We start from the raw sequence: 22,617 nt of genomic DNA on the forward strand, positions 1-22,617 counted from the left end.
CTCAGATGCCTCCCGTCACGCGCCGGGCGCCGACAAGGCGCAGCTGCAATGCGTAGAGCGCCATGGTGACGACCAGCAGGATGAAGGCGGCGGCGCTGCCGAGCCCCCAATTGAGCAGCGACTGGATCATCTGCGCGATCATTTCGGCCAGCATCATGTTCGACGTGCCGCCGAGCAGCGCGGGGGTGACGAAATAGCCGAGAGACATGACGAAGACCATCAGGCCACCAGCGGCGATGCCGGGCAGCGACAGCGGCAGGAGGATGCGGCGGAATGCCTGGAACGGGCTGGCACCGCAGAGGGCCGCGGCACGCAGCGTCATCGGATCGATCGCCCGCAAGGTGCCGACCAGCGGCAGGATCATGAACGGCAGCATAATGTAGACCATGCCGATGGTGACGCCGGTAAGATTGTTGATGAGCGGCAGCGGCTGGTCGATGACACCAATGGCGATCAGCGTCCGGTTGATAACGCCGGTGCGCTGCAGCAGCACCATCCAGGCATAGGTGCGGGTGAGCAAATTGGTCCACATCGACAGGATGATGATGCCGAAGACGATCGAGGCGAGGGCCGCCGGCATGATCGCCAGCATCCAGGCGACTGGAAAGGCGACTAGCACGGTAACGACGGTGACGACCGCCGCAACCAGGAAGGTGTTGAAGAACACCCGCGCATAGGTGCCGTCGCCCAGCAATGTCGCGTAGTTCTGCAGGCCGGGCGCCGGCTCGGTGACGCTGCGCAACAGCAGGGCCAGCACCGGGACGACGAAGAACAGCGCAATCAGGATCAGCGCCGGCAGCAGGCCACCGAAGCCTGCCGGCATCCTGAAAGCTCCAAAGCTCTGACGCGTTTCGACCGACATGGCGGGAACCTGTTTGTGGGACGAGACAGCCTGCGCTGTCTCGTCCCGTTCTGTTGCGGCAGCAGCCGTTACTTCGCCTGCCAGGCGTACCAGCGCGTGGCGATGGCGTCGCGATTTTCGGCCCAATAGTTCATGTCGAGGTTGATCTGTCCGTCGACATGGGCGTCCGGCAGCGACTTCACGACGTCCGCCGCCATCTCCGCCTTGGCCTTGGTGTTGATCGGCGCATAGCCGCTGGCTTCGGCAAACTTTGCCTGGCCGGCCGGGCTGCTCGCCGCAGCCAGGAACTTCATCGCCGCATCCTTGTTCTTGGCGCCCTTCGGCACCACCAGAACGTCGGCCGCCGTCAGGTTCTGGGTCCAGGACACGCCGACATCGGCTTCGTCATGCTGAAGCGCAAAGACGCGGCCGTTCCAGAGCTGGCCGAAGGCCGCCTCGCCGGAAGCGATCAACTGCTGCGACTCCGCGCCGCCGCCCCACCAAACAATGTCCGACTTGATGGTGTCGAGTTTCTTGAAAGCGCGGTCGAGATCGAGCGGATAGAGCTTGTCGGCGGGAACGCCGTCGGCCAGCAGTGCGATCTCGATGACGCCGGGCGCCGACCATTTGTAGAAGGTGCGCTTGCCCGGGAATTTCTTGACGTCGAACATGTCTGCCCAGCCGGCAGGCTCGCCCGAAACGGCGCCCTTGTTCCAGGCGAGCACGAAGGAATAGTAGAAGCTGCCGACGGCATGGTCGGTGGTGAAGCGCGGATCGAGGTCGGCCCGCGGCACCGCTTTGAAGTCGATCGGCTCCAGCAGCCCGTCCTTGGCCGCCTTGATGGCGAAATCCATCTCGACGTCGACGACATCCCAATTGACGCTGCCGGCGTCGACCATGGCCTTCAGCTTGCCGTAGTCGGTCGGACCGTCCTGCAGGACCTTGATGCCGGATGCGGCCGAGAACGGTTCCGCCCAGGATTTGGTCTGCGCTTCCTGCGTCGTCCCACCCCAGCTGGTGAACACCATTTCCTCGGCCTTGGCGGCCGTCGTTGCCAGAACTGTTGTTGCCAGAAGTCCGGCAAGGATGCCGGTGAAGATCAGTTTCATGTCGTTCTCCTCTGTTTGTTTTCGTTGTTGGCTGTTCGCGATCGGCGTTTTCGCCTTGATCGCGAATCCCCGGCCTGCGGCGGCTACCGCATGACAAAAGGATCGGGAATTGGGTCGTCCGAGGTGCGTATCCAGACCGATTTCGAACGCGTGTAGTCGCGGATCGCGTCCATGCCGCCTTCGCGGCCGAGACCGGACTGGCCGTAGCCGCCAAACGGCACTAGCGGCGAGACGGCGCGGTAGGTGTTGATCCAGACCACGCCGGCGTGGATGCCGCGCGCCATGCGGTGCGCCTTGGCGAGATTGGTGGTGAAGACGCCGGACGCCAGGCCGAACTTCGTATCGTTGGCCAGTGCCAACGCTTCGGCCTCGGTGTCGAAGGCCAGCGCGCTCAGCACCGGGCCGAAAAGCTCTTCGCGCACGCAAGCCAGGGTCTGATCGGGTACCTCGATGATCGTCGGGGCATAGTAGAAGCCATCCGCCTTGCCTTCAGGGCGTTTGCCGCCTGTGACCAGCCGGCCGCCGGCGGCGAGGCTTTCGGCGACGGTCTTTTCGATCCATTCGCGCTGGCGCGATGTGGCAAGCGGCCCCATTTCGGTGGAGGAATCCTGCGGGTCGCCAATTCTGATGGCTTCTGCTTTTTGCTTGAGCCGGGCGAGAAACTCGTCCTTAACCGAGCGCTCGACCAAGAGCCGCGAGCCGGCGACGCAGCTCTGGCCGGTGGCGGCAAAAATGCCGGCGACGACGGCGTTAGCCGCACTTTCCAGATCGGCATCGGCAAACACCACCACCGGGCTTTTGCCGCCGAGTTCCAGCGTGGTGTAGGCGAGGTTTTCCGCCGTGTTCCTGACGATCTGGCGGGCCGTCGCTGGGCCGCCGGTGAAGGCGACGCGGGCGACCAGCGGATGGCTGGTCAGGCGATGGCCGCAGTCGTGACCGAAGCCGGTCAGGATGTTGACGCTGCCTGCGGGAAATCCGGCTTCGTCGACGAGTTCGGCGAAAGCGAGCAGCGGGGCGGGCCCGTCCTCGGATGCCTTGAGGACGACGGTGCAACCTGCGGCGAGCGCTGGCCCAAGCTTGACGGCCGACAGGAAGAGCTGCGAATTCCACGGCACGACGGCGGCAACGACGCCGATCGGCTCCGGCCGGATCGTCACCTCCATATCCGCCTTGTCGATCGGAACGAACGCCCCTTCGTGTTTGTCGGCGAGCCCGCCATAGTAGCGGTAGTAGTCGCCGACATAGGCGATCTGGGCGCGGGTCTCGCGGATGATCTTGCCGGTATCGCGTGTCTCGAGCTGCGCCAGCCGATCGGCATTGGCGACGACGAGATCGCCGAGCCGCACCAGAAGCTTGCCGCGCGCCGTCGCCGTCATCGCGGCCCATGGGCCGGAGCGCAGCGCCCGGTGGGCGGCCTCGACGGCACGATCGACGTCGGCCACCGTTGCGGCGGGCATTTTTGCCCAAGGCGCGCCGGTCGACGGGTCGACACTGTCGAAGGTTGCGGCGGCCTCCACGAACTGGCCGTCTATGTAGTTCCTGAATTCGCCGGTGCTCATCACGATCCCGCCTGCGGTGTGGCAAAGGCCGGCATCACCCTGTCGATGAACAGCTGCAGCGATTTCTTCTTGCGCTCATGCGAAATGCCGCTGTCGATCCAGATCGAATACTGGTCGTAACCGAGTGCCTCATAGGCCTTGAGCCGGGCGATCACTTCCTCGGCTTCACCGATCACCAGATTCTCCCGGATCTTGTCCGGCGCGTATTGCGGCATGGCCGCAATCTCGGCCTCCGTCAGCTCCTCCAACACGCCCTGGTGCACCGGCTTCTTGTTTTGAAACCAGGCGCCGAACTGGCAGTAGAATTGCGACAGATCCTGTGTCAGGCGATCGGCGTCGGCTGCGTCTTCGGCCACGAAGGTGTGCATCAGGAGCATGATTTCCGGCCGTGGCGTTTCAGGATGGGCGGCACAGGCCGTGTTGAAGCGCTCCATCAGGCTCGCCACTTCGCCATCGCCGGAGGCGAGCGGCGTTACCTGCACGTTGCATTTGTTGGCCACGGCAAAGTCGTGCGAGTTAGGGTCACGCGCCGCCACCCAGATCGGCGGATAGGGCTTTTGCAGCGGCTTGGGCGATGAGGTGGTCGACGGAAACGACCAGAATTCGCCGGACAGTTCGAAGTCGCCATCCCACAGGCCACGGATCGCCGGCACCATCTCGCGCATGCGCTGACCCGCGCCCCAGGCTTCGAGCCCGGGGAAAAGCCGCCGGTACTCATAGCTGTAGGCGCCGCGCGCAATGCCGATATCGAGCCGGCCGCCGGTAATGACGTCGGCCATTGCTGCTTCGCCGGCGAGCTTGATCGGGTGCCAGAATGGCGCGACGATGGTTCCGGTGCCGAGCCGGATGCGCGTCGTCTTTGCGCCGAGATAGGCGATGTTGATGAACGGGTTGGGCGAGATGGTGAATTCCATCCCGTGATGCTCGCCGATCCAGGCGGTCTCGAAGCCTGCCGCCTCGGCCTGCAGGACCAGATCCTCCAGCTCGGCAACCAGTTCGGAATGTGGCTTCGCCAGATCCGAGCGCTCCATATGGACGAACAGCGAAAATTTCATCGGCATCACCTGCGACCAGTAAGAGCTTGGGAAGACGCCGCCCTGGCGAGCGGCCGGACTTCGCCTTCGACCTCGTTGCCGACATAGACGCCGAATGCATCTTCCGTACGTTCACGGACATAGCGGGTCAGCATGGAACGAACCGCCGGATCGGCGACCTTGAGATCGGCGATATGGTCGATGTCGACAAGCCTGACCTGGCGATCGCTGGAGGCGGGGGCGGTGACCGTCCCCCGGTAGTAGACGTGCGAGCGCGACGGATCGGCCGCGTCGTCCCACACTGCAAACAGGAAGCCGAGCTGTGCGTCGACCACCTTGGCGGCGAGGCATCCCTTGAGGCTGCGGGCATCCCTGGGCGTGCCCAGCCCGCGACCCGCCGGCAACTCGTGGAAACCGTCCGGGGTTTCGAAGAACAGCACGCGACCTTCATTTTCGAGGATGGCGCCAACTTCGGTTCCCGAAGGTGCTGCCGCCAGCGCCTCCTGGCTGAGGCCTGGTGTGACATAGGTGCCGCGGCAATAGCCGAGCGGCTGCGCACCATTGTGGGTGAAGTCGCGAACGCGACCGATGAGGATCGAATGGTCGCCGGCATCGACCAGTTGCTCCATGGCGCAATCGAACACGGCGACGGAACCGTCGATCAGCGGATTGCCGGTGTGTCCGGATTGCCAGGCAACGGAAGCGAATTTGTCAGCTGCTTTGGAGGCGAAAATGCCGGATTCGGCCTTCTGACTCTCCGAGAGGATGTTGATCGCGAAACCTCTTGAGGTCGAAAACGCGCTGTGCCCCAACGCCTTCTTGGCGATGCACACAAGCACCAGCGGCGGATCGAGCGAGACCGAGGTGAAGGAATTGGCGGTGAAGCCGCGCGGTTCGCCTTCCGCACTGACCGTGGTGACGATGGTGACGCCGGTCAGAAACGAACCTAGCGCCCGCCTGAATTCGCCGGGGTCAAATGCAGGAGCCTCCGGCTTGGCGGCGGCGTCTTTCTCGGCATCGAGAAAAGCCATGATGTGTTGAGTCACTTTTTCGGGCGAAGCGATTGTCATCATGTGCCTTTCGCCGCTCAACACGAGGCATTGGCCGCGCGGTGCAAGCCGCGCCATGGCCGCTGACATGGCCGGCGTAGAATTCCTGTCCTCGGATCCGGTCATAAACAGCGCTGGCGCCGCAAGCTCGGCTAAGCGATCGGCATGCTGGGTATCGGCGTGAGCAAAGAGGCGATAGGTGCGCGCGTAGCCCTCGGCGCTGACACCTTCAAGCGCGATGCGGGCCGTCGCGGCCGCGCCGGCCAAATTGGCTGGCAGTGGATCGCCGAACCAGCGGGCTAGCGTTGCGGCGATGGCGGAGGGGTCGCCATGACTGCCGAGTGCTGCCGCCCGTTCGCGCACAGCCTGCGCCAATGCCTCAGGACGACGGAACACGCCATTGAGACAGACGATGGAGCTGACCCGCGACGGTGCGCGATGGGCGATTTCGAGGGCCACCAACGCCCCCATGGAATGGCCGATGATCGATACGGAGGCGAGACCGAGGTGATCGATCAGGCGAAGCGCCTGATCGGCAAAGTCGGACAGTGCGGCATTTTCGGGCGGCAGCGGCGAGTTGCCGTGGCCGAGCATATCGATGGCGATCAGGTCGTGGCGGCCTTTCATCGAAGCGATCTGATCCTGCCAGATCGCGGCATTCATGCCGACGCCGTGGATGAGCAGAACCGGCGCGCCGGAGCCGGCACGGATGAAGCCGGTTCCGTCCGGAGCCGTGTCCCGGACCCATGCGGAGGCGGCGACGTCAGCCATGCAGGTCCCCGACCTCCTTGAGATCCTGATAGCGGTCGCCGATGCGGTGGTGCGGGCGCCCGCCAATGGAGGCGCCAAGCGCCACTACCAGTTCGTCGGGCGCCGGCGCATCGCCGATCTGGAAATGCACAGTTAGATAATGGGAGCGACGGCCTTCGTCGTTCTTGTCCATCAGCGGAATCATGATTGGCGTGTTCGGCCCGCCGCGCAGATTGGTAAAGGCGAGGTAGGTCTTGGCGCCGACGGCGCGGCGATAGTGATTGCCGAAATGTAGCGTGTGGATCAGCGCCGAAGCGTGCTCTATTTCGCCCGAGGTGCCGCAGATGGCGGCCTTGCCGTAGCCTTCGATCGCCTCGCCCGAACCGGCGACGGCGATGATCTCGCGGGTCAGCATTTCGCCAAGGATGGGAGCGATGGCGCGGATCTCGGGAGAAAGATCCTCGATGAAACCACGGCCAGCCCAAGGGTTCGTCAGCACAGCCGCTACACCGACCAGTCTCAGCGGCTGGGGTGCTGCCTTTCCGCCTTCGATCAGCGTGTTCTCGATATAGGTGACGATCTTTCGAATGGCCGGCTTCATCAAAATCCTCGGTCGGATAGCGCGGTTCAGCGCCGTCATGTCTATCGCGTCTTATGGTATACCATGCTATGGAGCGCCAAGAACCTTGTCAATTGGCCATGGAATCTGTTTTGTGGCCGTACCAGGGAGGCGAGAAAAAATGTCAGAAGATGCGCTGCGGATCGACCGCTCCGCCAAGACGTTGCGGACGCTGGCGCTGGAGCGCATGCGCGAGGCGATCATGGATTTCCACTTCCAACCCGGCGAGAGACTGGTCGAGCGGCCGCTTTGCGATCAGCTCGGGGTCAGCCGTTCGGTCGTGCGCGAGGTTTTGCGGCAATTGGAGGCCGAAGGCCTGGTGCAGATGATACCGGGCCATGGACCGGCCGTGGCCAAGCCGGATCTCGGCCGCACCGACGAGATCTATGAATTGCGAGCGCTGCTGGAGGGCATCGCGGCGCGAGCTTGCGCCATGTCGGCCACGAGCGAGCAGATTGCCTTGCTCGATGGCGCTTTGACCAACCTGTTCGAAGCCTGGGCTTCGGGCGTGCCGGTCGCGGTGATGCGGGCGACGACCAAATTCTACGAGGCGCTGTTCGAAGCGGCCGACAAGCGTATTGCCTGGGAAATCGTCACCGGGCTGAATGTCCGCATCAACCAGCTGCGTTCGATGACCATTGCCTCGGACAACCGCCGCGAGCCGGCGATCGCCGAAATGACCGAAATCATGGACGCAATCAAGTTGCGCGACCCTGATAAAGCTGAGGCCGCCGCTCGACATCATGTCGAACAAGCTTGGTTTATCGCGCAGCAGTTGTTGCGCCCGAGGTGACGACGCGTTTTGTTGTGCAGCTCAAGCGTCAATGTGAGCTCAAGACCGGTCTTGGCGCGAAGGAGGCGTAGGGGCGCTATGTTCGACTGTGGCGGAACCATATGGAACGATACGAGAAGATTTCTGGTTCTGGCCCGCGAAAAAGCCCATGAAATCAACGTTCTTGATACGTCCTCCGGGCTCACCAGATTAAAAAAATATCAAAGGTTTACCTGAAAGCCTTCGTGAGTGAATTCATTATCTCGGCTAAACTCGTGGCGTTCGAAAGAAAATGTTTCGGGCCTTTGCGCCAGAACTCTCCTTCTCATTCAAGGCACCCACTACACCTAGTCCAGAAATTCTGGCGCCGACAGGTCGCTCGGCGATCCGTGCGGTGATCGGTGGCAACGACGTGCGAAAGGGATGGTTTGAACGATTGGTCGAGAATGCCGCGACAGCTAGCTGACGCGAAATGCCACTCTCTGTCCTGAAGACGCATTTGAACCTGAACGTCTGTGAGGCGCTTCGCATCCCGGACTCCCAGGTTCGCAAGTGTATCGCCTAGACCAACAGTTGTCGAAGGCGACTATTTGGGCTCGTCCTGATCGTCGTCCATCAGGATACGTGCCGCGGCCCCGTCCAGGTCTTCGTACTGCTCATTTCGCAAGGTCCACATGAATGCCACAAGGCCGAGTAGCCCGAGCAGGATTGCGACAGGCACAAGGAAAGCCAAATAGCTCATGTTGTCGTGTTCAATATCTGGGCGGAAAGCAGGCCTGACACCCTGCGCCTGAAAGGCTTTCGGGAACCCAGACGTAAGGCATTGGCCACCACCAAGACGGACGACAGCGACATTGCCGCTGCAGCCACGAGCGGGGTGATGTATCCGCACACGGCAAATGGCACCGCAACGGCGTTGTAGCCGACTGCTAGGGCGAAATTCTGCCGGATCAGCTTTCCCGCGTTGCGCGAAATCTCGTAGGCGTCGGCGACGCTCGCAAGGCTTTCCTTCAGGAACACGAAGTCGGCTGCATTGCGGCCGACATCGGCCGCCGTCGCGGGAGCCATGGAGACATGCGCGGCGGCGAGGGCCGGCGCGTCGTTAAGTCCGTCTCCCACCATCAACACCTTGGAGTGGGCAGCGGTGAGAGCCGCGATCCGCTCAACCTTGTCGGATGGAAGCATTTCCGGCGTGAAATCATCGATGCCGAGTTTCGAAGCCAGAGCGGCCACGGCAGATCTACGGTCACCGGATAGAATGCCGACACCGAGGCCCTGCCGGCGCAATCGATCGATCGTCGCGCGCGCGCCGCTTCGCATGATGTCTTCAAATTCCAGCCGCCCCAGCTGCTGGCCGTTCTGCACCAGCAGCGACACCGAAACACAACCGTCCGTGCCTTCCGGCATTTTGCGGCCAAGCGCCCAGTCCGGTCGGCCCAGGCGATAGATGGAGGTTCCCATCCTGGCTTCGAGGCCGCGGCCGGGGTACTCGGCGAGATTGTTCATCGGAGAGGTTGCAATGGAACCTTGCGATGCGGCAGCCAGAATTGCGAGGGACATCGGATGCCGCGAGCCCGACGCCATTTTGGCGGCAAGCACCAATGCACCGGGATCAACATCAGCCTTGTTGACGAGATGGGGACGGCCGAGCGTCAGTGTGCCGGTCTTGTCGAACAGCACAGTGTTGACTTCGGCGAGGCGCTCGAGAGCGGAGCCGTCCCTGACCATCACGCCTTTTTCGAAGAGGCGCCGGGCGGCAACGACCTGCACGATCGGAACGGCAAGACCGAGTGCGCACGGGCAGGTTATGATCAACACGGCGATGGCGATCGAAACCGATGCGTGCCAATCCCTTGTCATGGAAAGCCACCCCAGAAAGGACAGCAAGGCGATGGCATGCACGACTGGCGAATAGAGCGCCGAGGCACGATCCGCCAGTCTTCGATAGTGCGCCCTACCGCCCTCGGCGGCTTCCATCATTCTGATCATTTCCGCCAGGAACGAATCCTTTGCCTCGGCTGCGGCCCTTATCGTGAGTGGCCCCGTCAGATTGAGAAGCCCGGCCTGGACCAAGGTGCCCGGAATGGCGGGCCTGGGTGCCGTCTCTCCGGTGACGACCGAACAATCGAGCTCCGAAGCACCTTCCAGGACGATCCCGTCGACAGGGACCCTGTCGCCGGCGGCAATGAGGATGGTGGTTCCCGGCCTGATCTCGGCGATCGGGGCATAGCGCCGGCCGTCGGCGTCCACCACGACCGCTCCTCGCGGCGCCAGGTTCGCAAGCCCAGCCACGGCCGAGCGCGCCTTTTCCCGCATCACATGGTCGAGCGTGCGGCCGATAAGCAGAAAGAACAAAAGCGATGTCGCCGCGTCGAAATAGGCATGTGGCCCACTGTGAATGGTGTCGTAGAGACTGAGCCCGAACGCCATCAAAACGCCGATTGAAATCGGCACATCCATGTTTGTCCGGCCGTTGCGCAAGGCAACCCATGCCGAGGAAAAGAATATCCGCCCCGAATAGACGATCGCCGGCAAGGCGAGCCCCGCCGAAATCCAGTGGAACGCCTGACGGGTTCCGCCCTCGGCTCCCGACCACACCGAAACCGACAGCAGCATGATGTTCATGGCGCAGAAGCCTGCGACGGCGAGCGCCTTGATCAGCCGGGAATATTCGGGACTGCGCTGATCGGCATCCGCAGTGAAGACATGCGACTCGTAACCCGCGGCTCTCAGCGCACCAATGAGATCTGGTGCCTTGTCGGCGCGCGGGCGCCATTTCACGATGGTCCGTTTCATCGAAAGGTTGGCTCGGGCATATTCGACGTCGGGCAAGCGCGACAGAGCGCGCTCGACCGTGGCCATGCAGGATGCGCAATGGATTTCGGGCACCGACAGATCGGTTTGAAAAAGGCCGCCACCAAGGTCGCGGCTTAGAAGGACAAGCTCCTCACACGGACTGGAAACCCGACCCGCCGGGCCGATCTCCAGGGCAGCTTCGGCCCCGGGTGCGCAGCAGCTCATAAGCGCTACTCCTTCAGCCCCGGCTCAGCCGATATGGTCCTGTAGGCATGCCATGTGGCATGCCCGAGCAGAGGAAAGGTGACGATCAATCCGACCAGCCCGGTGCCAAGGCCAAGAAGGGTCAGCAGCAGCACCATCGCACCCCAGGCGATCATCACTGGCCGGTTGTTCCAGACCAGCGAAATGCTGGTGCCCATCGCGGTAAACGCATCCGTTCGCTGGTCGAGGAGCATGGGAACCGAAAAGGCGCTGATGGCGAAGGAGAATGCGGCGAACACCCCGCCAACCACCGTGCCTACGGCCAACATTGCCCAGCCGATGGTGGTGGTGAAAAGCATCGGGGCAAGGTGATCGAGGCCGGGAAACGGCCGCCAGCCGAAGAACAGCGCGTAGATGATGACCGCAGCACGCATCCACAGCAGCGCCAGGCCGAGCATGATGAAGCCGACGAAAAGAATCTGGGCGCCGGAGGCCGGCCTGACGAAGATCATCCTGGCAAGAGAGATGGCTCTGCCCTGTTCCAGCGATCGGCTTTTTTCATAGAGGCCGACGGCGATGAGCGGGCCGACCACCATAAACGCCGCGGTTGCTGGAAACAGGATGTAGTCGAGCCGAAACAGGAAAAGCCCGCCGACGATCATCGCGGACACGGCAAAGACCGCCAGCCCATAGGCGAGACTGGGGGCCGGCGTTGCCGTCAGGTCCTGCCAGCCGGCGCGCAGCCAGCCAAACGCGGCACTGGCCGGGAGACCGCGGTTGCGCGATGCGACGCGGACGAATTCCTCGTCATTGGCCATATGGAGATCACTCATTTCCATGATCCTTCCTGTCGTTTCGCCGGGTCGCGCAGCTTCAGCGTCAGCACGACGAACTGGCCGCAGCGTAGCTGTTCTTCGCGGGGTCGCCGGGTTCCTTCAAATGCGGCACGCAGTCGGCTTGCGAGGCGAAGGACACGTAGACCAGATGGAAATTGGCAGCGGCGACCAGCGCCAGTCCCGCCGTGACCAGGACGAGCGCGACAGTCCGCGAGCGCGATCGCGGCCTCGACGGCATGGCGGGATCCAGCATCACTCAGGCACCTTCCGGAGGGAGAGCACATAGAGGGCGAGTATCTTGCGCTGGGTCGGGGAGAAGCGCTGTTCCCAACTAGGCATGGTGCCTTGCCGGCCGCCATAGACTGTCGTGGTGACGGACTGGAGATCGCCGCCATAGATCCAGTTGCTGTCGGTCAAGTCGGGCGCGCCGACGTCGTGCTTGCCCTTGGCATCGTCGCCATGACAGGCGACGCAATTCTGTTTGAACACGTCCTGTCCGGCAGCAATGCTTTGCGGATCGGCATCGAGGCCGTCTGTGGTACCGCCGAGAGACCGCACATAGGCGACGACGTCAGCCAGTTGCTTGCTCTCGATCACGCCATCGCGTCCAAAGGCCAGCATCTGCGAGGTCCGCGTATCGGGGTGCGTCGAGTTGATGCCGACTCGCAGCGTTTCAAAGATCGTTTCGGGATCACCGCCCCAGAGCCAGATGCCGGCGGTGAGGTTGGGAAATCCGGGACCGCCCATGGCTTTGGTGCCGTGGCAAGCCGCGCAATTGTCGCCAAACAGCGTGTGGCCGGTTTCTTCGACGATCGTCATCATCGAAGGATCGGCCTGAATTGCCGCAAAATCCATTTGATCGATCTTTTGGGTCCAGGCGGCACGCTCCAGCGTGGCATCCTTTACCAGGCGTTCGACACTGGTCTTCTGGTCAATTCCAAGCAGGCCCTTGGTGTAGGTCTTGCCCAATGGCCAGGCAGGCATGAGGACCCAGTAGCACACGGCAAAAAGGATGGTGGTGGCCAGGAAGAAGAACACAATGCGCGGAATTGGCGTGTACAGCTCCTTGATGCCATTCCACTCATGACCGGTCGTGACCTGTCCCGTGACGGGATCGCGCTCGCCTATTTCCATGGCTTGTCATCTCCGTCGAGAATGCTGTCTTTCGCCCTTTCGAACCGCTTCTTGTTCGACGGCCAGAACGTGTAGACGAGGACGCCTACGGCCATCGCGATCAGGTAGAAAAGGCCCCAGCTTTTGGAAAAGGCGACGACGGCTTCGTGTTCCCAGCTCATTGCGCGGCCTCCGGCTGCGCGGCAACCTCCGCCTGGGCGGCGCCGGTCAGGTGGCCAAGGATCTGCAGATAGGCGACCAGCGCATCCATTTCGGTGACGGTTGCCGGATTGCCGTCAAAGGCCCTGACCTGCGTTGCCTGGCCGTAGCGCTTGGTAACGCCTGCGGCGAAATCGCCGTCCGGCGCGGTCTGGCCGAGCGCGTCGTGGGGGGCATTGGCGATCATGTCGTCGGTGTAGGGAACGCCGACGTCCCTGAGGGCGGTGAGATGCTCGCCTAGATCGTCGATGCGCAGCGGGTTGTCGCGCAGCCAGCCGAATTTGGGCATGATCGATTCCGGAACCACCGCGCGCGGGTTGATCAAATGGGCGACCTGCCAGGCGTCGGAATATTTGCCGCCGATGCGCGCCAGATCCGGCCCCGTGCGCTTTGATCCCCACAACATCGGATGATCGTATTTCGATTCAACGGCGAGCGAATAAGGGCCGTAGCGTTCGACTTCGTCGCGCAATGTCCGGATCATTTGCGAATGGCAGGCGTAGCAGCCTTCGCGCATGTAGATGTTGCGCCCGGCCTGCTCCAGCGGGGTGTAGACCCGCATGTCCGGCGCGTTCTCGACCGTGTTGTCGATGGTGAACAGCGGAGCGATCTCCACGAAGCCGCCGATGCTGGAGACCACGACGATGGCAAGGACGAAGCCGATGGCGCTGCGTTCGATTTTGCGGTGAAATTCGCGCATGATCCTCTTACTCCGCTGGCTGGGCGACAGGCGCCAAATGGCGCTGCGGCGTGTCGTCGCCCGGTTGCAGCGCTGCTTGCGAGTGGCCGCGGACCGTCATCCAGATGTTGTAGGAGCCGGTGATGGCGCCGAGCAGAAACAGCAGTCCGCCGAAGGCGCGCGCGATGTAATAGGGATGCATCGCCACCATGGATTCAAGGAAGGAATAGGTGAGCGTTCCGTTCTCGTTGTATGTTCGCCACATCAAGCCTTGCAGGATGCCGGAATTCCACATCGCAAAGACGTAGATGACCGTTCCCGAGATCGCCAACCAGAAATGCACTTCGACAAGTTTGGCCGAGTACATCCGCTCGCGCTTCCATAAGGCCGGGACCAGACAGTAGATCGAGCCGAAGGTGATCAACGCCACCCAACCCAGGGCGCCGGCATGGACGTGGCCGACGGTCCAGTCCGTGTAGTGCGAAAGCGCGTTCACCGGACGGATCGCCATGAACGACCCTTCAAAGGTGGTCAGGCCGTAGAACACCGCCGCCGCCATCATGAAACGCAGCGTGGCGTCGTCGCGCACCTTGTGCCAGGCGCCATTGAGGGTTGCGAGCGCGTTTCCCGCCGAGGCCCACGATGGCACCAGGAGGACCAGTGAAAACGTCATCCCCAGCGTTTGCACCCATTGGGGCAGGGCGGTGTAATGCAGGTGGTGTGACCCCGCCCACATATACATGAAGGTGATGCCCCAGAAGCTGATGATCGACAGCCGGTAGGAGTAGATCGGCCGACCCGCCCGCTTGGGCAGGTAGTAATACATCATCCCGAGGAAGCCGGAGGTGAGGAAGAATGCGACGGCGTTGTGGCCGTACCACCACTGGGTCATGGCGTCCTGAACGCCGGAGAACGCCGAATAGCTTTTGGCGTGGCCGAACGACACCGGCACGGCCAGATTGTTGACGATATGCAGGATCGCCACGACCAGGATGAAGGCCATGTAGTACCAGTTGGCGACATAGATGTGCGGCTCCTTGCGGCGAGCCAGCGTGCGAATGTAGATCGCGAAATACACCACCCAGACGATGACCAGCCAGATATCGGCGTACCACTCCGGCTCCGCATATTCCTTCGATTGCGTGACGCCCATGAAATAGCCGGTCGCGGCCATGACACAGAACAGATTGTAGCCGAGCAGGACGAACCAGGGGCTGAACTGGTCGGGCAGCCGGGCGCGCGAAGTCCGCTGCAGCACATGGAAAGACGTGGCGATCAGCGCGTTGCCACCGAAGCCGAAGATCACGCCGCTGGTATGGACCGGCCGCAAGCGGCCAAAGCTTGCCCAGGCCGCGTCGAAGGTCAGATCGGGCCAGGCCAGCAGGCTCGCCACCCAGACGCCGAAGAACATGCCGACCATGGCCCAGATCATGGTGAGGATGACGCCGACCTTGCTCGGGTCGTCATAATAGTGATCCAGACGTTCAGCAGAGGGTTCGGGGGCGTAGAGCGCCGAAAGCATGACGAAGAGCATCGCCAGGCTTGCAACAACGACAATAAAGCCATGCACGCCGATCGGGTCGCCGCGCCCAGCTGCCGCCATGGCCAGTCCGACCATGGTCATCAGGGTCAGCACCACGATGGAAAGTTGGCGTTCGCCGGATGTCAGTTGAGCGAGCATATGCGGCCACCTCAGATGCCCGTCAGGGCGAAATCGTCCCTCGGGTTTCGCATGGCTGCGCGGCAGGTAATTTGATCTGGCGCAAAAACGAAGCTGATTGCACCCGGAAAGAGAGTGCCGCTTTCAGGCGGCCGGCCCGACGGGAGCGACGGGCGAGCTCCGGCTCAGCTGCCCTTGGCTTCAGCAGTGTTGCCCGCCGGTGAGCCGGCAAGCGGAAGGCGAAAGAACATCGCCAGCTTCAGGCTTTTCGCAATGCGTTCGGCTCGATCGACAAAGACCGCGGCCGTCTGCGGGGCGAAATGCGCCGCCGCGGTCTCGCCGAACAAGCCCAGCCAGATGTCGAAATCGGCCTCGGTCACATCCTTGAGTTTCAGATGGGCAGGAACTGGGCGTCCTTGATAGTCGCCCGTCTTGAGAATGACGGAACACCAGAAGTCGGTCATTTTCTCGAGGTGCGGCTCCCAGTCGCCGGTGATCTCACGCGCGAAGATCGGCCCCAGCCGTTCATTTTTCCGCAGTCTGGAGTAGAATTCGCGCACCAGTGCGCCGATGCTCGCCCGGTCAACTCCCGGATCGGCCAACGGCCGCTCGGCAGCCGGTCGCGCCTGATCGATCGCGGATGAGTTCATAGTGATCCTTTCGGTGATTGTGCCTTCATAATTCCCTGGCCTCGAAACGCGGCACTCACGGGTCAAGAATATCCAAGGCGCCGCATGGCGGCTCGTATGACGTTGAGGCGTTCACGGACAAGGCGGAAACCCAGATTGTCTGGCGGTGTGCCGACCGCGCAGCCGCCACTTTTCCCATCCCGGATGAAGTTCGACATATAGGTGCGGTGGAAGCCTTCCACGACGTGCACCCCGCAATTATCGATCGAGCTCACGATGCTGATGCCGTCGGCGGCTATCGTTGCGTGGAGGTAGCAGGTCGATGTCCACTCCCAGACATTGCCCGCGACGTCAGCCAGCCCTTTTGAGTTGACACCAAATGACCCCTGAACCCGTGGCTCGGGATCGGATTTCCGTCCGAGAGAAGCCTCGGTGCGATACTGGGCGAGCCAGCGCTGCGCGGGATTGTTAGGGTCGCCGGCGCCGCCCTCGATATCACCGCGGAATCGTTCGCCGGCGGCGTAGGCCCATTCTGTATCTGTCGGCAGCCGCCATGTCGCGCCGGTCTGGGCCGAGAGCCAGGCCGCATAGGCTTCGGCGTCGATATGACTTACGCCGGTGACCGGGACATTGCCGATATCCAGGGTGTCGGCCGCCTTGCAACTGCCTGATGCCACGCACCGTCCGTATTCGGCTGCGCTCACCTGGTATTTCATGATCTTCAGCGGAACATTGACCGTTGCCAGCATCCGCGGCGCCGCGACGGGATGGCCTTCCCCTAGGAATTCGCCTGACTGAGGGTGGTCGAACGATCCGGGCGCGAGGGTCACAAGTTCGGGACCTTCCACGGGTAAACCAGCCAACCGATCGAGCGCACTGGTCGCGCCCATGACGATCAGCGCGGCAGCCGCGATACTTCCGATGGCTACGATTGGGTTGAACGACATGGCATTTCATCCAAAGCGCACGCGACCTTGCGCAGATTGGCGCAAGGTCGTGCCGATGCTCACGCCGTAATGGCCCTTGGGGCTTCGACCTGCGTCATCAGGTCGTCATCCCAGGTTCCATCGACCGTAAAATGTGCGGTTGCGCCGAGTTCCACGGCCTCGATCAGATTGTGGTTCACGTAGGCATAGATGCCCGGCTGCTGGAATGTATAGAGGGCCGAGCCGGCGGAACCGCCGCGAATGAACCAGGTCTCCAGGTCCTTTGCGGGAGGGTTGGCGAACTTGCCTTGCTCCCAGACGTAATCGCCGTGGCCGCCGATCAGATGCGGCCGCGTATCGCGATTGGCTTGCGAATGGACGATCAGAACAGTCTCGCCAACCTTCGCCTTCATGGCATTCTCGCCGGTCAGCGATCCCGCCTTGCCATTGAACACGACGTGCGTCGGAATCAATCCACGCATGACCTTCATCGTGTCATCGAAATTGTCGCCGGCCGTTTCGTATTTCTTGAATTTCCCCTGCTCGTCGCGAGGGACGTAGAAGTCGTTTTCGCCGATATAATAGATGCGGTCGTAGAGGATGGATTTGCCCTTGTCGTCCCTTAGGCCGTCACGCGGCAGCACCATCACCGCACCGCTCATGCCCGACACGACGTGCCACGGGATCATCGGTCCGCCGGGCGCACAGTGGTAGACGAACGTCCCCGTGCGCGTTGCCTTGAAGCGCAGCGTCACCTGCTCGCCGGGGTTGACCAGTGTCAGCCCGCCACCGCCGAGCGCGCCGGTGGCAGCGTGGAAGTCGATGTTGTGCGCAAGCGTATTGGTGTCGGGATTGATGAGAGTGAGTTCGACATAGTCGCCTTCATGGACGACCATCAAGGGACCGGGGATCGAGCCATTGTAGGTCATCGCGTTGAGCTGCGTCCCATCGGCGTCGATGACGACGGACTTTTCCTCGATCGTCATCGTGAACTCGACGACTTTCGGGCCGTCCTTGGCCACCTGGTCGTGCGCGTGGACGAAGGGTGGCGCGACGAGGGTGACCTTTTCGCGCGGCAGTCCGGCCACTTCCTTGGCGCTCGCCGCAGCCGGCATTGCGACCATCGTTGCCGCGGCGGCGGCGGTAAGGACAGATCCCAACAGAGCTTCACGTCGCGTAAGCATTTCAATCTCCCTGTGCGTCAACCACTTGATGCCCCAAGAATAGCCTGCTTGCAGGGACCGTCTTTGCGCTGGCGCAAACCAAGTTCATTTCCAATGCGATTGTTGGGTTTGCGGGTGCGGAGAGGATCGTGTTCCGAAGCGCTCATCGATCCATATGAAATAGGCCGGACTGGACCTCCCCCTGTGGTCCGTCCAGCCCTTTCCCTCGGCTATCGCCAACCGAGGGTATCTGTCATCGAGATGTCAGTTGGAGGCGGCCTTGGTGGCCTCGCCGAACAGCTCCGCAAAGACCGTTTTGGCCTTGCCGGTCTGCTTGACGGCTTCCGCCGCGTCGAGGTTCACAGGTTTGCCAACGACGATCAACGCCACCATGCCCATACCGTAGTGGGGCGCGCATTTCACGCCGTAGACGCCTTCCTTGGTTAGGGTCACGGTAATCTCCGTGTTCGCCTTTCCCTTGAACGCTTCAGCGCCGTCCGGCAGCATTCCCTTGACGGTTTCGGCGTTGTGGGACTTGTCGGTGGGCACGAACTTGATCGTGTCGCCGGGCGCCGCTTTTACGTAGGCGGGCTGGAAGACCATCGAACCCTTCTCGCCCTTGTTGAGCATCTGCACGACGTGTTCTTCAGCGCTTGCTGCGCCGGCCAGGGCGAACAACGCGATGGCCGCGGCGATCAGGGGCAATTTCATGGGATAGTCCTTTCCTAAGTTTCATCACGGCATCAACCGTTGCGGCCTTCTACGCCGCGGGATGGCGCTGCGGTTTGCGCTGGCGCAAACCGGCACACGAAATATCTGGATATGACGTGGCGATCCGGCGCCCGTGAGGACCTCTGGCAGCCTGCTTGCCTCGCGCAGCCCGCGCTCCTTCCCTTTCTGTTCGGGAACGAACGGAAAAAGTGCGCTAAGTGACGAACGTTCAGCTAGGTTGGCTGAGCTTGGGGGCAGCCTTTCAGCTCAGCGGTAACGAATTTTATGCCAGCGCGGGACATTACCGGTATCAAAGGGCGCTTCCTGCAAGCGGTGCTGTCTCGCCGTTTCGAAGGACGCGATGGCTATTTGCTGGCGATTGTCATGGTCGCAGCCGCTGTCCTGCTGCGGCTTCTGTTGCAGGGACTGCTCGAAGACCGGGCGACATTTACTCTCTTCACCCCGGCTATCCTCGTCGCCTCGATCGCCGGTGGAATCTGGCCTGGGCTGTTGTCCGTGGCGCTTTCGTTGGGCGGAGCGTTCTGGCTGGACAATCTTCAGTCTGATCGTGCGCAAAATCCGGTTGAACTCGTCGTCTTCGCCCTTGTCGGCCTGGCGATTGCCTGGATGGGCGAACTCCTGCACCGCGCCAGCAAGGCAATCGATCGGGCCGAAAGCGCGCTCAACGCGCGGGAGGCCCATCTTCGCTCCATTCTTGACACGGTGATCGACGCGACCGTCGTCATCGAGAAGGACGGCACGATCGTTTCGTTCAATGCCGCCGCGGTGCGGCAGTTCGGCTACGCCGAGGCCGAGGTGGTCGGAGAGAATGTGCGCCTCCTGATGCCGGAGCCTTATCGCCACGAGCATGACGGCTATATGCACCGATACCTGACCACTGGGGAAAAACGGATTATCGGAATCGACCGCGTTGTTGTCGGCCGCCGCAAGGACGGCTCGACGTTTCCGATGAAATTGGCGGTCGGCGAGATGAAGTCGGGTGACAAGATCTATTTTACCGGCTTCATTCGAGACCTTACGGAACGGGAAGAATCGGCGGCACGTCTGCATGAAATCCAGGGCGAACTGGCAAGGTTGGCACGCCTCAACGAACTTGGCGAAATGGCCTCGACGCTCGCTCACGAGCTGAACCAACCGCTTTCGGCGATTGCCAATTACGTTCAAGGCTGCGCCCGCCTGCTGCGCGACATGGACGACGCCGTGGCAACAAGGATGAGGGCCGCACTGGAAGAAACAGCAAGGCAGTCGCTGCGTGCGGGGCAGATCATTCGCCATCTTCGCGAATTCGTCACCAAAGGCGCCACCGACAAAGCACCGGAGAACATTCGCAGCCTGGTGGAAGAGGCGGGAGCCCTGGCATTGGTGGGATCGCGCGAGCGCGGGGTGCGGACAGTGTTCGACTTCGCGCCTGGACCGGCAACCGTGATGGTCGACCGCATACAGATTCAACAGGTGCTGACCAATTTGATGCGCAATGCCATGGACGCCATGCACGACAGCGCGCGCCGCGAGCTTGTCGTGCGCACCTATGCCGCGCAGGATGGCGAAATCGCCGTTGTCGTCGAAGACACCGGGCCAGGGATTTCCGAGGAGATTTCGGCCCAGCTTTTCAAACCCTTCGTGACGACAAAGCCTGGCGGCATGGGGGTTGGACTGTCGATCTCCAAGCGGATCGTCGAGGCGCATGGCGGAACGATGACGGTGAGCCAGAACGCCGCTGGTGGGGCGACGTTCAGGTTCACGCTCCCCGCATTTACGGAAGAGGACGGACATGGAGACGGGTGACTATATCGTTCACATCGTCGATGACGAGGAACCGGTCAGGAAGTCGTTGGCTTTTCTGCTCACGATGTCGGGATTCGCGGTCAAGATGCACGAGAGCGCAACCGACTTTCTGGCTGCGGCTTCAAGCATCAGAAATGGCGTTCTGGTGACCGACCTGCGCATGCCTGACATGACCGGAGTGGAGCTTTTGCGAAATCTCGTGAGCGCAAACGCCTCGCTTCCGGCCGTTGTCATCACTGGTCACGCCGACGTTCCCATGGCGGTCGAAGCGATGAAGGCCGGCGCAACGGATTTCATCGAGAAGCCGTTCGAGGACGTCGTCCTGATCGAAGCCATCCAGCGCGCAGCCGAACAACTTGTCGACAAACCGCTGGAATTCGACGACGTCGTTTCGATACAGGCAAGGCTTGGACGGCTGAGCGACCGTGAACGCCAGGTTCTCTCAGGCGTGGTGGCTGGATTGCCGAACAAGTCGATTGCCTATGATCTGAATATCAGCCCGCGCACCGTCGAGGTGCACCGCGCCAGCGTCATGGCCAAGATGCAGGCAACAAGCCTGCCGCAGCTTGTGCGGATGGCATTGGCCGCCGGTTTCGGGCCAGCCTGAATTTCGCAAGGCCCTGTTTCACAAGGATTGATCTGGCGCAAGGCGTGAAGCTCCAGATTGCCGCTTGTTGTGAAATGACTGGCGGGATGACCTCGCTGGCAAATCCGGAAGCCGCGAACCTTGCCCGCCGCCAAAACCATACTAGTCGTGGCGCCCGACCCGGGGCTGAGGCGTTCGCTCGAGTTCGCGCTCGAAGTCGAAGGCTTCGCGGTTGAATCGCATGCGTCGCTTTCAACAGTCGAGGCTTCGCACGAGGCAAATGCCGCGGCCTGCCTCATTGTCGATGAAAGTGCGATCCGGCTCAGCCCTGCCGGGCGCCAGCCGCTTGCCGGTTTCGCCGGGCGGGTGATTCTGCTTGTCGAAGACGTTGATCCATCCGCCGGCGCCGACGGGTTCGCCGTCCTGACCAAACCGGTCGAGGGGAGCGACCTGATCGACATGGTGCAGGCCTTTTCGGCCCGCTACGTCCCGGCTGACCAAGCCACCCACCTTGCTGACTAAGTAGAATCCCTTAGGACATAACCCAATTTCGCAGACCGGCATTCCGCGCGATGGCTATCCCACCGAAATTAAGGGAACAGCCATGAATGCGATTGCCGACACTCGGGTGCCCTTCGAGATCCTCACCGCCCTGGCCCCGCAACTAGACGTGTCGAATGATGGCCGGCCGGTGCCGCTCTCGTTCTTCAACGCAGGTTGGGAAATCTACGCTCAGGGCGAAAAGGTCGCTTCCCACTACCAGATCGAGTTCGGCGCGGTCCGCATCTACCGGCTGCTTGCCGATGGTCGCAGGCAGATCACGGCTTTCCATCTGGGGGGAGAGACGTTCGGGTTTGAAGCGGACCTTGTCCATCATTTCTTTGCCGAGGCCATCGTCTCGACCGGACTGCGGACATTCCGGCCGGTGGCTGGCCTGGACAGATCGCGCGAACTTTTGCCGCTTGCCCTTCGCTGCATGGTGCGGGCCCAGGAACATTTGCTGGTGGTCGGCCGGCAGACAGCGATCGAACGCATCGCCGCTTTCCTGGTCGACATGGCTGGACGACAGGGAGATCTCGCTCAGATCGAGCTGCCGATGTCCCGACAGGATATCGGCGACTACCTCGGCCTCACGATAGAGACGGTATCGCGCGTGCTATCGAGATTGCGCGACAAGGGTGTGCTCAGGTTTCACGGACTTCGTATCCTCGAAATCCGCAAGCCTGAAACGCTCCGTTCCATGTCCGAATGATCTCTAAACACCAGTCGTAGCAGTAGCCGATATGGCCACATGTGCGGCACAGCCGCAGATGCATCCGATCCGAACCGCTCTTCGACCGCTATCGCTTGGGCTTCTAGATCGTCCCGGAAGATCGACGTTGCCCCACCTCGGATCGACAGCGTGGTCGGCTCGGACACTGTGCCGCCGCAGTCGCAGATCCCACCCCCAGAGCCCGTCGGTGAAAAAGGAAAATAGAGCGAGAATGTACGGTGAACGTTTTTGATCTGACCTGCATCCGGTCTGTGAAAAATCGACCGGTCCTATCGATAGTCCG

The 22,617-nt window shown here is 61.9% G+C and carries 23 protein-coding genes; 5 read left to right on the plus strand and 18 right to left on the minus strand.

Annotated features, from left to right (window positions below):
- Nucleotide 1 precedes the first annotated feature (1 nt).
- From AC1DYC_RS28275 to AC1DYC_RS28300, 6 genes are all read right to left on the minus strand, one after another.
- Nucleotides 2–862, minus strand: coding sequence for an ABC transporter permease (locus AC1DYC_RS28275; RefSeq protein WP_477410986.1), 861 nt, complete (start codon nucleotides 860–862; stop codon nucleotides 2–4).
- A gap of 68 nt (nucleotides 863–930) precedes the next feature.
- The gene (locus tag AC1DYC_RS28280; RefSeq protein WP_477410987.1) at nucleotides 931–1,950 is read right to left on the minus strand and encodes an ABC transporter substrate-binding protein; all 1,020 of its coding nucleotides are present in this window, start codon (nucleotides 1,948–1,950) and stop codon (nucleotides 931–933) included.
- A gap of 83 nt (nucleotides 1,951–2,033) precedes the next feature.
- Nucleotides 2,034–3,509 carry an aldehyde dehydrogenase gene (locus tag AC1DYC_RS28285; RefSeq protein ID WP_477244306.1) on the minus strand — a complete coding sequence of 492 codons (1,476 nt, stop codon included), beginning with the start codon at nucleotides 3,507–3,509 and terminating at the stop codon, nucleotides 2,034–2,036.
- Nucleotides 3,509–4,564, minus strand: coding sequence for an LLM class flavin-dependent oxidoreductase (locus tag AC1DYC_RS28290; RefSeq protein WP_477410988.1), 1,056 nt, complete (start codon nucleotides 4,562–4,564; stop codon nucleotides 3,509–3,511). The genes AC1DYC_RS28285 and AC1DYC_RS28290 overlap by 1 nt, the downstream gene beginning before the upstream one ends.
- A gap of 5 nt (nucleotides 4,565–4,569) precedes the next feature.
- Complete coding sequence (locus AC1DYC_RS28295; RefSeq protein WP_477410989.1) at nucleotides 4,570–6,363, minus strand: alpha/beta fold hydrolase; 1,794 nt, start codon at nucleotides 6,361–6,363, stop codon at nucleotides 4,570–4,572.
- A complete protein-coding gene (locus tag AC1DYC_RS28300; RefSeq protein WP_477304633.1) occupies nucleotides 6,356–6,943 on the minus strand; it encodes an amino acid synthesis family protein in 588 nt (195 codons plus the stop codon). The genes AC1DYC_RS28295 and AC1DYC_RS28300 overlap by 8 nt, the downstream gene beginning before the upstream one ends.
- 139 nt (nucleotides 6,944–7,082) lie before the next feature.
- Between AC1DYC_RS28300 and AC1DYC_RS28305 the strand changes: the two genes are divergently transcribed.
- The gene (locus AC1DYC_RS28305) at nucleotides 7,083–7,754 is read left to right on the plus strand and encodes a GntR family transcriptional regulator (RefSeq protein WP_477339570.1); all 672 of its coding nucleotides are present in this window, start codon (nucleotides 7,083–7,085) and stop codon (nucleotides 7,752–7,754) included.
- Between the two features lie 565 nt (nucleotides 7,755–8,319).
- On the opposite strand, the gene ccoS is transcribed toward AC1DYC_RS28305, so the two are convergent.
- From ccoS to AC1DYC_RS28365, 12 genes are all read right to left on the minus strand, one after another.
- On the minus strand, nucleotides 8,320–8,475 hold the full coding sequence (gene ccoS / locus AC1DYC_RS28310) for a cbb3-type cytochrome oxidase assembly protein CcoS (RefSeq protein WP_477410990.1): 156 nt from the start codon (nucleotides 8,473–8,475) through the stop codon (nucleotides 8,320–8,322).
- Nucleotides 8,472–10,754, minus strand: a complete 2,283-nt coding sequence (locus tag AC1DYC_RS28315; RefSeq protein ID WP_477410991.1) for a cation-translocating P-type ATPase — start codon at nucleotides 10,752–10,754, stop codon at nucleotides 8,472–8,474. Before AC1DYC_RS28315 ends, ccoS begins: the two co-directional genes overlap by 4 nt.
- A 5-nt stretch (nucleotides 10,755–10,759) precedes the next feature.
- Nucleotides 10,760–11,566, minus strand: coding sequence for a DUF2189 domain-containing protein (locus AC1DYC_RS28320; protein ID WP_477304629.1), 807 nt, complete (start codon nucleotides 11,564–11,566; stop codon nucleotides 10,760–10,762).
- A gap of 46 nt (nucleotides 11,567–11,612) precedes the next feature.
- The gene (locus AC1DYC_RS28325) at nucleotides 11,613–11,807 is read right to left on the minus strand and encodes a hypothetical protein (RefSeq protein WP_477410992.1); all 195 of its coding nucleotides are present in this window, start codon (nucleotides 11,805–11,807) and stop codon (nucleotides 11,613–11,615) included.
- A 14-nt stretch (nucleotides 11,808–11,821) separates the two neighbouring features.
- Entirely contained in the window at nucleotides 11,822–12,703 is an 882-nt protein-coding gene (gene ccoP / locus AC1DYC_RS28330; RefSeq protein ID WP_477410993.1) for a cytochrome-c oxidase, cbb3-type subunit III, read from the minus strand.
- Nucleotides 12,694–12,864 (minus strand): cbb3-type cytochrome c oxidase subunit 3, encoded by a 171-nt coding sequence (locus tag AC1DYC_RS28335; RefSeq protein WP_379092680.1) that lies wholly within the window; start codon nucleotides 12,862–12,864, stop codon nucleotides 12,694–12,696. Before AC1DYC_RS28335 ends, ccoP begins: the two co-directional genes overlap by 10 nt.
- Entirely contained in the window at nucleotides 12,861–13,601 is a 741-nt protein-coding gene (gene ccoO / locus AC1DYC_RS28340) for a cytochrome-c oxidase, cbb3-type subunit II (RefSeq protein WP_477410994.1), read from the minus strand. The genes AC1DYC_RS28335 and ccoO overlap by 4 nt, the downstream gene beginning before the upstream one ends.
- 7 nt (nucleotides 13,602–13,608) lie before the next feature.
- A complete protein-coding gene (ccoN, locus tag AC1DYC_RS28345) occupies nucleotides 13,609–15,261 on the minus strand; it encodes a cytochrome-c oxidase, cbb3-type subunit I (protein ID WP_477410995.1) in 1,653 nt (550 codons plus the stop codon).
- Between the two features lie 164 nt (nucleotides 15,262–15,425).
- Entirely contained in the window at nucleotides 15,426–15,842 is a 417-nt protein-coding gene (locus AC1DYC_RS28350; RefSeq protein WP_477410996.1) for a group III truncated hemoglobin, read from the minus strand.
- A 110-nt stretch (nucleotides 15,843–15,952) separates the two neighbouring features.
- The gene (locus tag AC1DYC_RS28355; RefSeq protein ID WP_477410997.1) at nucleotides 15,953–16,816 is read right to left on the minus strand and encodes an SUMF1/EgtB/PvdO family nonheme iron enzyme; all 864 of its coding nucleotides are present in this window, start codon (nucleotides 16,814–16,816) and stop codon (nucleotides 15,953–15,955) included.
- 59 nt (nucleotides 16,817–16,875) lie between these two features.
- Complete coding sequence (gene nirK, locus AC1DYC_RS28360; protein WP_477304613.1) at nucleotides 16,876–17,979, minus strand: copper-containing nitrite reductase; 1,104 nt, start codon at nucleotides 17,977–17,979, stop codon at nucleotides 16,876–16,878.
- 243 nt (nucleotides 17,980–18,222) lie between these two features.
- Entirely contained in the window at nucleotides 18,223–18,669 is a 447-nt protein-coding gene (locus AC1DYC_RS28365; protein WP_477410998.1) for a pseudoazurin, read from the minus strand.
- Between the two features lie 285 nt (nucleotides 18,670–18,954).
- Here AC1DYC_RS28365 and AC1DYC_RS28370 point away from each other — a divergent pair, with 285 nt between their 5' ends.
- The 4 genes from AC1DYC_RS28370 to AC1DYC_RS28385 all read left to right on the plus strand — a co-directional run bounded on the left by AC1DYC_RS28370 (nucleotide 18,955) and on the right by AC1DYC_RS28385 (nucleotide 22,313).
- The gene (locus AC1DYC_RS28370; protein WP_477410999.1) at nucleotides 18,955–20,475 is read left to right on the plus strand and encodes a PAS domain S-box protein; all 1,521 of its coding nucleotides are present in this window, start codon (nucleotides 18,955–18,957) and stop codon (nucleotides 20,473–20,475) included.
- Complete coding sequence (fixJ, locus tag AC1DYC_RS28375; protein ID WP_477411042.1) at nucleotides 20,462–21,082, plus strand: response regulator FixJ; 621 nt, start codon at nucleotides 20,462–20,464, stop codon at nucleotides 21,080–21,082. Before AC1DYC_RS28370 ends, fixJ begins: the two co-directional genes overlap by 14 nt.
- A 120-nt stretch (nucleotides 21,083–21,202) precedes the next feature.
- Nucleotides 21,203–21,583 (plus strand): response regulator transcription factor, encoded by a 381-nt coding sequence (locus tag AC1DYC_RS28380; protein ID WP_477411000.1) that lies wholly within the window; start codon nucleotides 21,203–21,205, stop codon nucleotides 21,581–21,583.
- Nucleotides 21,584–21,665: 82 nt separating this feature from the next.
- A complete protein-coding gene (locus AC1DYC_RS28385) occupies nucleotides 21,666–22,313 on the plus strand; it encodes a helix-turn-helix domain-containing protein (RefSeq protein WP_477411001.1) in 648 nt (215 codons plus the stop codon).
- Nucleotides 22,314–22,617 lie beyond the last annotated feature (304 nt).

The sequence above is a fragment of the Mesorhizobium sp. P2_E7 genome (assembly GCF_056403855.1).

What these genes read in the sequence shown, in the direction of transcription:
- ccoS (WP_477410990.1), bottom strand. Translation starts at nt 8,475, where the DNA reads ATGAGCTATTTGGCTTTCCTTGTGCCTGTCGCAATCCTGCTCGGGCTA.
- AC1DYC_RS28275 (WP_477410986.1), bottom strand. Translation starts at nt 862, where the DNA reads ATGTCGGTCGAAACGCGTCAGAGCTTTGGAGCTTTCAGGATGCCGGCA.
- ccoO (WP_477410994.1), bottom strand. Translation starts at nt 13,601, where the DNA reads ATGCGCGAATTTCACCGCAAAATCGAACGCAGCGCCATCGGCTTCGTC.
- AC1DYC_RS28295 (WP_477410989.1), bottom strand. Translation starts at nt 6,363, where the DNA reads ATGGCTGACGTCGCCGCCTCCGCATGGGTCCGGGACACGGCTCCGGAC.
- ccoN (WP_477410995.1), bottom strand. Translation starts at nt 15,261, where the DNA reads ATGCTCGCTCAACTGACATCCGGCGAACGCCAACTTTCCATCGTGGTG.
- AC1DYC_RS28280 (WP_477410987.1), bottom strand. Translation starts at nt 1,950, where the DNA reads ATGAAACTGATCTTCACCGGCATCCTTGCCGGACTTCTGGCAACAACA.
- AC1DYC_RS28365 (WP_477410998.1), bottom strand. Translation starts at nt 18,669, where the DNA reads ATGAAATTGCCCCTGATCGCCGCGGCCATCGCGTTGTTCGCCCTGGCC.
- nirK (WP_477304613.1), bottom strand. Translation starts at nt 17,979, where the DNA reads ATGCTTACGCGACGTGAAGCTCTGTTGGGATCTGTCCTTACCGCCGCC.
- ccoP (WP_477410993.1), bottom strand. Translation starts at nt 12,703, where the DNA reads ATGGAAATAGGCGAGCGCGATCCCGTCACGGGACAGGTCACGACCGGT.
- AC1DYC_RS28300 (WP_477304633.1), bottom strand. Translation starts at nt 6,943, where the DNA reads ATGAAGCCGGCCATTCGAAAGATCGTCACCTATATCGAGAACACGCTG.
- AC1DYC_RS28385 (WP_477411001.1), top strand. Translation starts at nt 21,666, where the DNA reads ATGAATGCGATTGCCGACACTCGGGTGCCCTTCGAGATCCTCACCGCC.
- AC1DYC_RS28325 (WP_477410992.1), bottom strand. Translation starts at nt 11,807, where the DNA reads ATGCCGTCGAGGCCGCGATCGCGCTCGCGGACTGTCGCGCTCGTCCTG.
- AC1DYC_RS28320 (WP_477304629.1), bottom strand. Translation starts at nt 11,566, where the DNA reads ATGAGTGATCTCCATATGGCCAATGACGAGGAATTCGTCCGCGTCGCA.
- AC1DYC_RS28315 (WP_477410991.1), bottom strand. Translation starts at nt 10,754, where the DNA reads ATGAGCTGCTGCGCACCCGGGGCCGAAGCTGCCCTGGAGATCGGCCCG.
- fixJ (WP_477411042.1), top strand. Translation starts at nt 20,462, where the DNA reads ATGGAGACGGGTGACTATATCGTTCACATCGTCGATGACGAGGAACCG.
- AC1DYC_RS28355 (WP_477410997.1), bottom strand. Translation starts at nt 16,816, where the DNA reads ATGTCGTTCAACCCAATCGTAGCCATCGGAAGTATCGCGGCTGCCGCG.
- AC1DYC_RS28290 (WP_477410988.1), bottom strand. Translation starts at nt 4,564, where the DNA reads ATGAAATTTTCGCTGTTCGTCCATATGGAGCGCTCGGATCTGGCGAAG.
- AC1DYC_RS28335 (WP_379092680.1), bottom strand. Translation starts at nt 12,864, where the DNA reads ATGAGCTGGGAACACGAAGCCGTCGTCGCCTTTTCCAAAAGCTGGGGC.
- AC1DYC_RS28370 (WP_477410999.1), top strand. Translation starts at nt 18,955, where the DNA reads ATGCCAGCGCGGGACATTACCGGTATCAAAGGGCGCTTCCTGCAAGCG.
- AC1DYC_RS28305 (WP_477339570.1), top strand. Translation starts at nt 7,083, where the DNA reads ATGTCAGAAGATGCGCTGCGGATCGACCGCTCCGCCAAGACGTTGCGG.
- AC1DYC_RS28285 (WP_477244306.1), bottom strand. Translation starts at nt 3,509, where the DNA reads ATGAGCACCGGCGAATTCAGGAACTACATAGACGGCCAGTTCGTGGAG.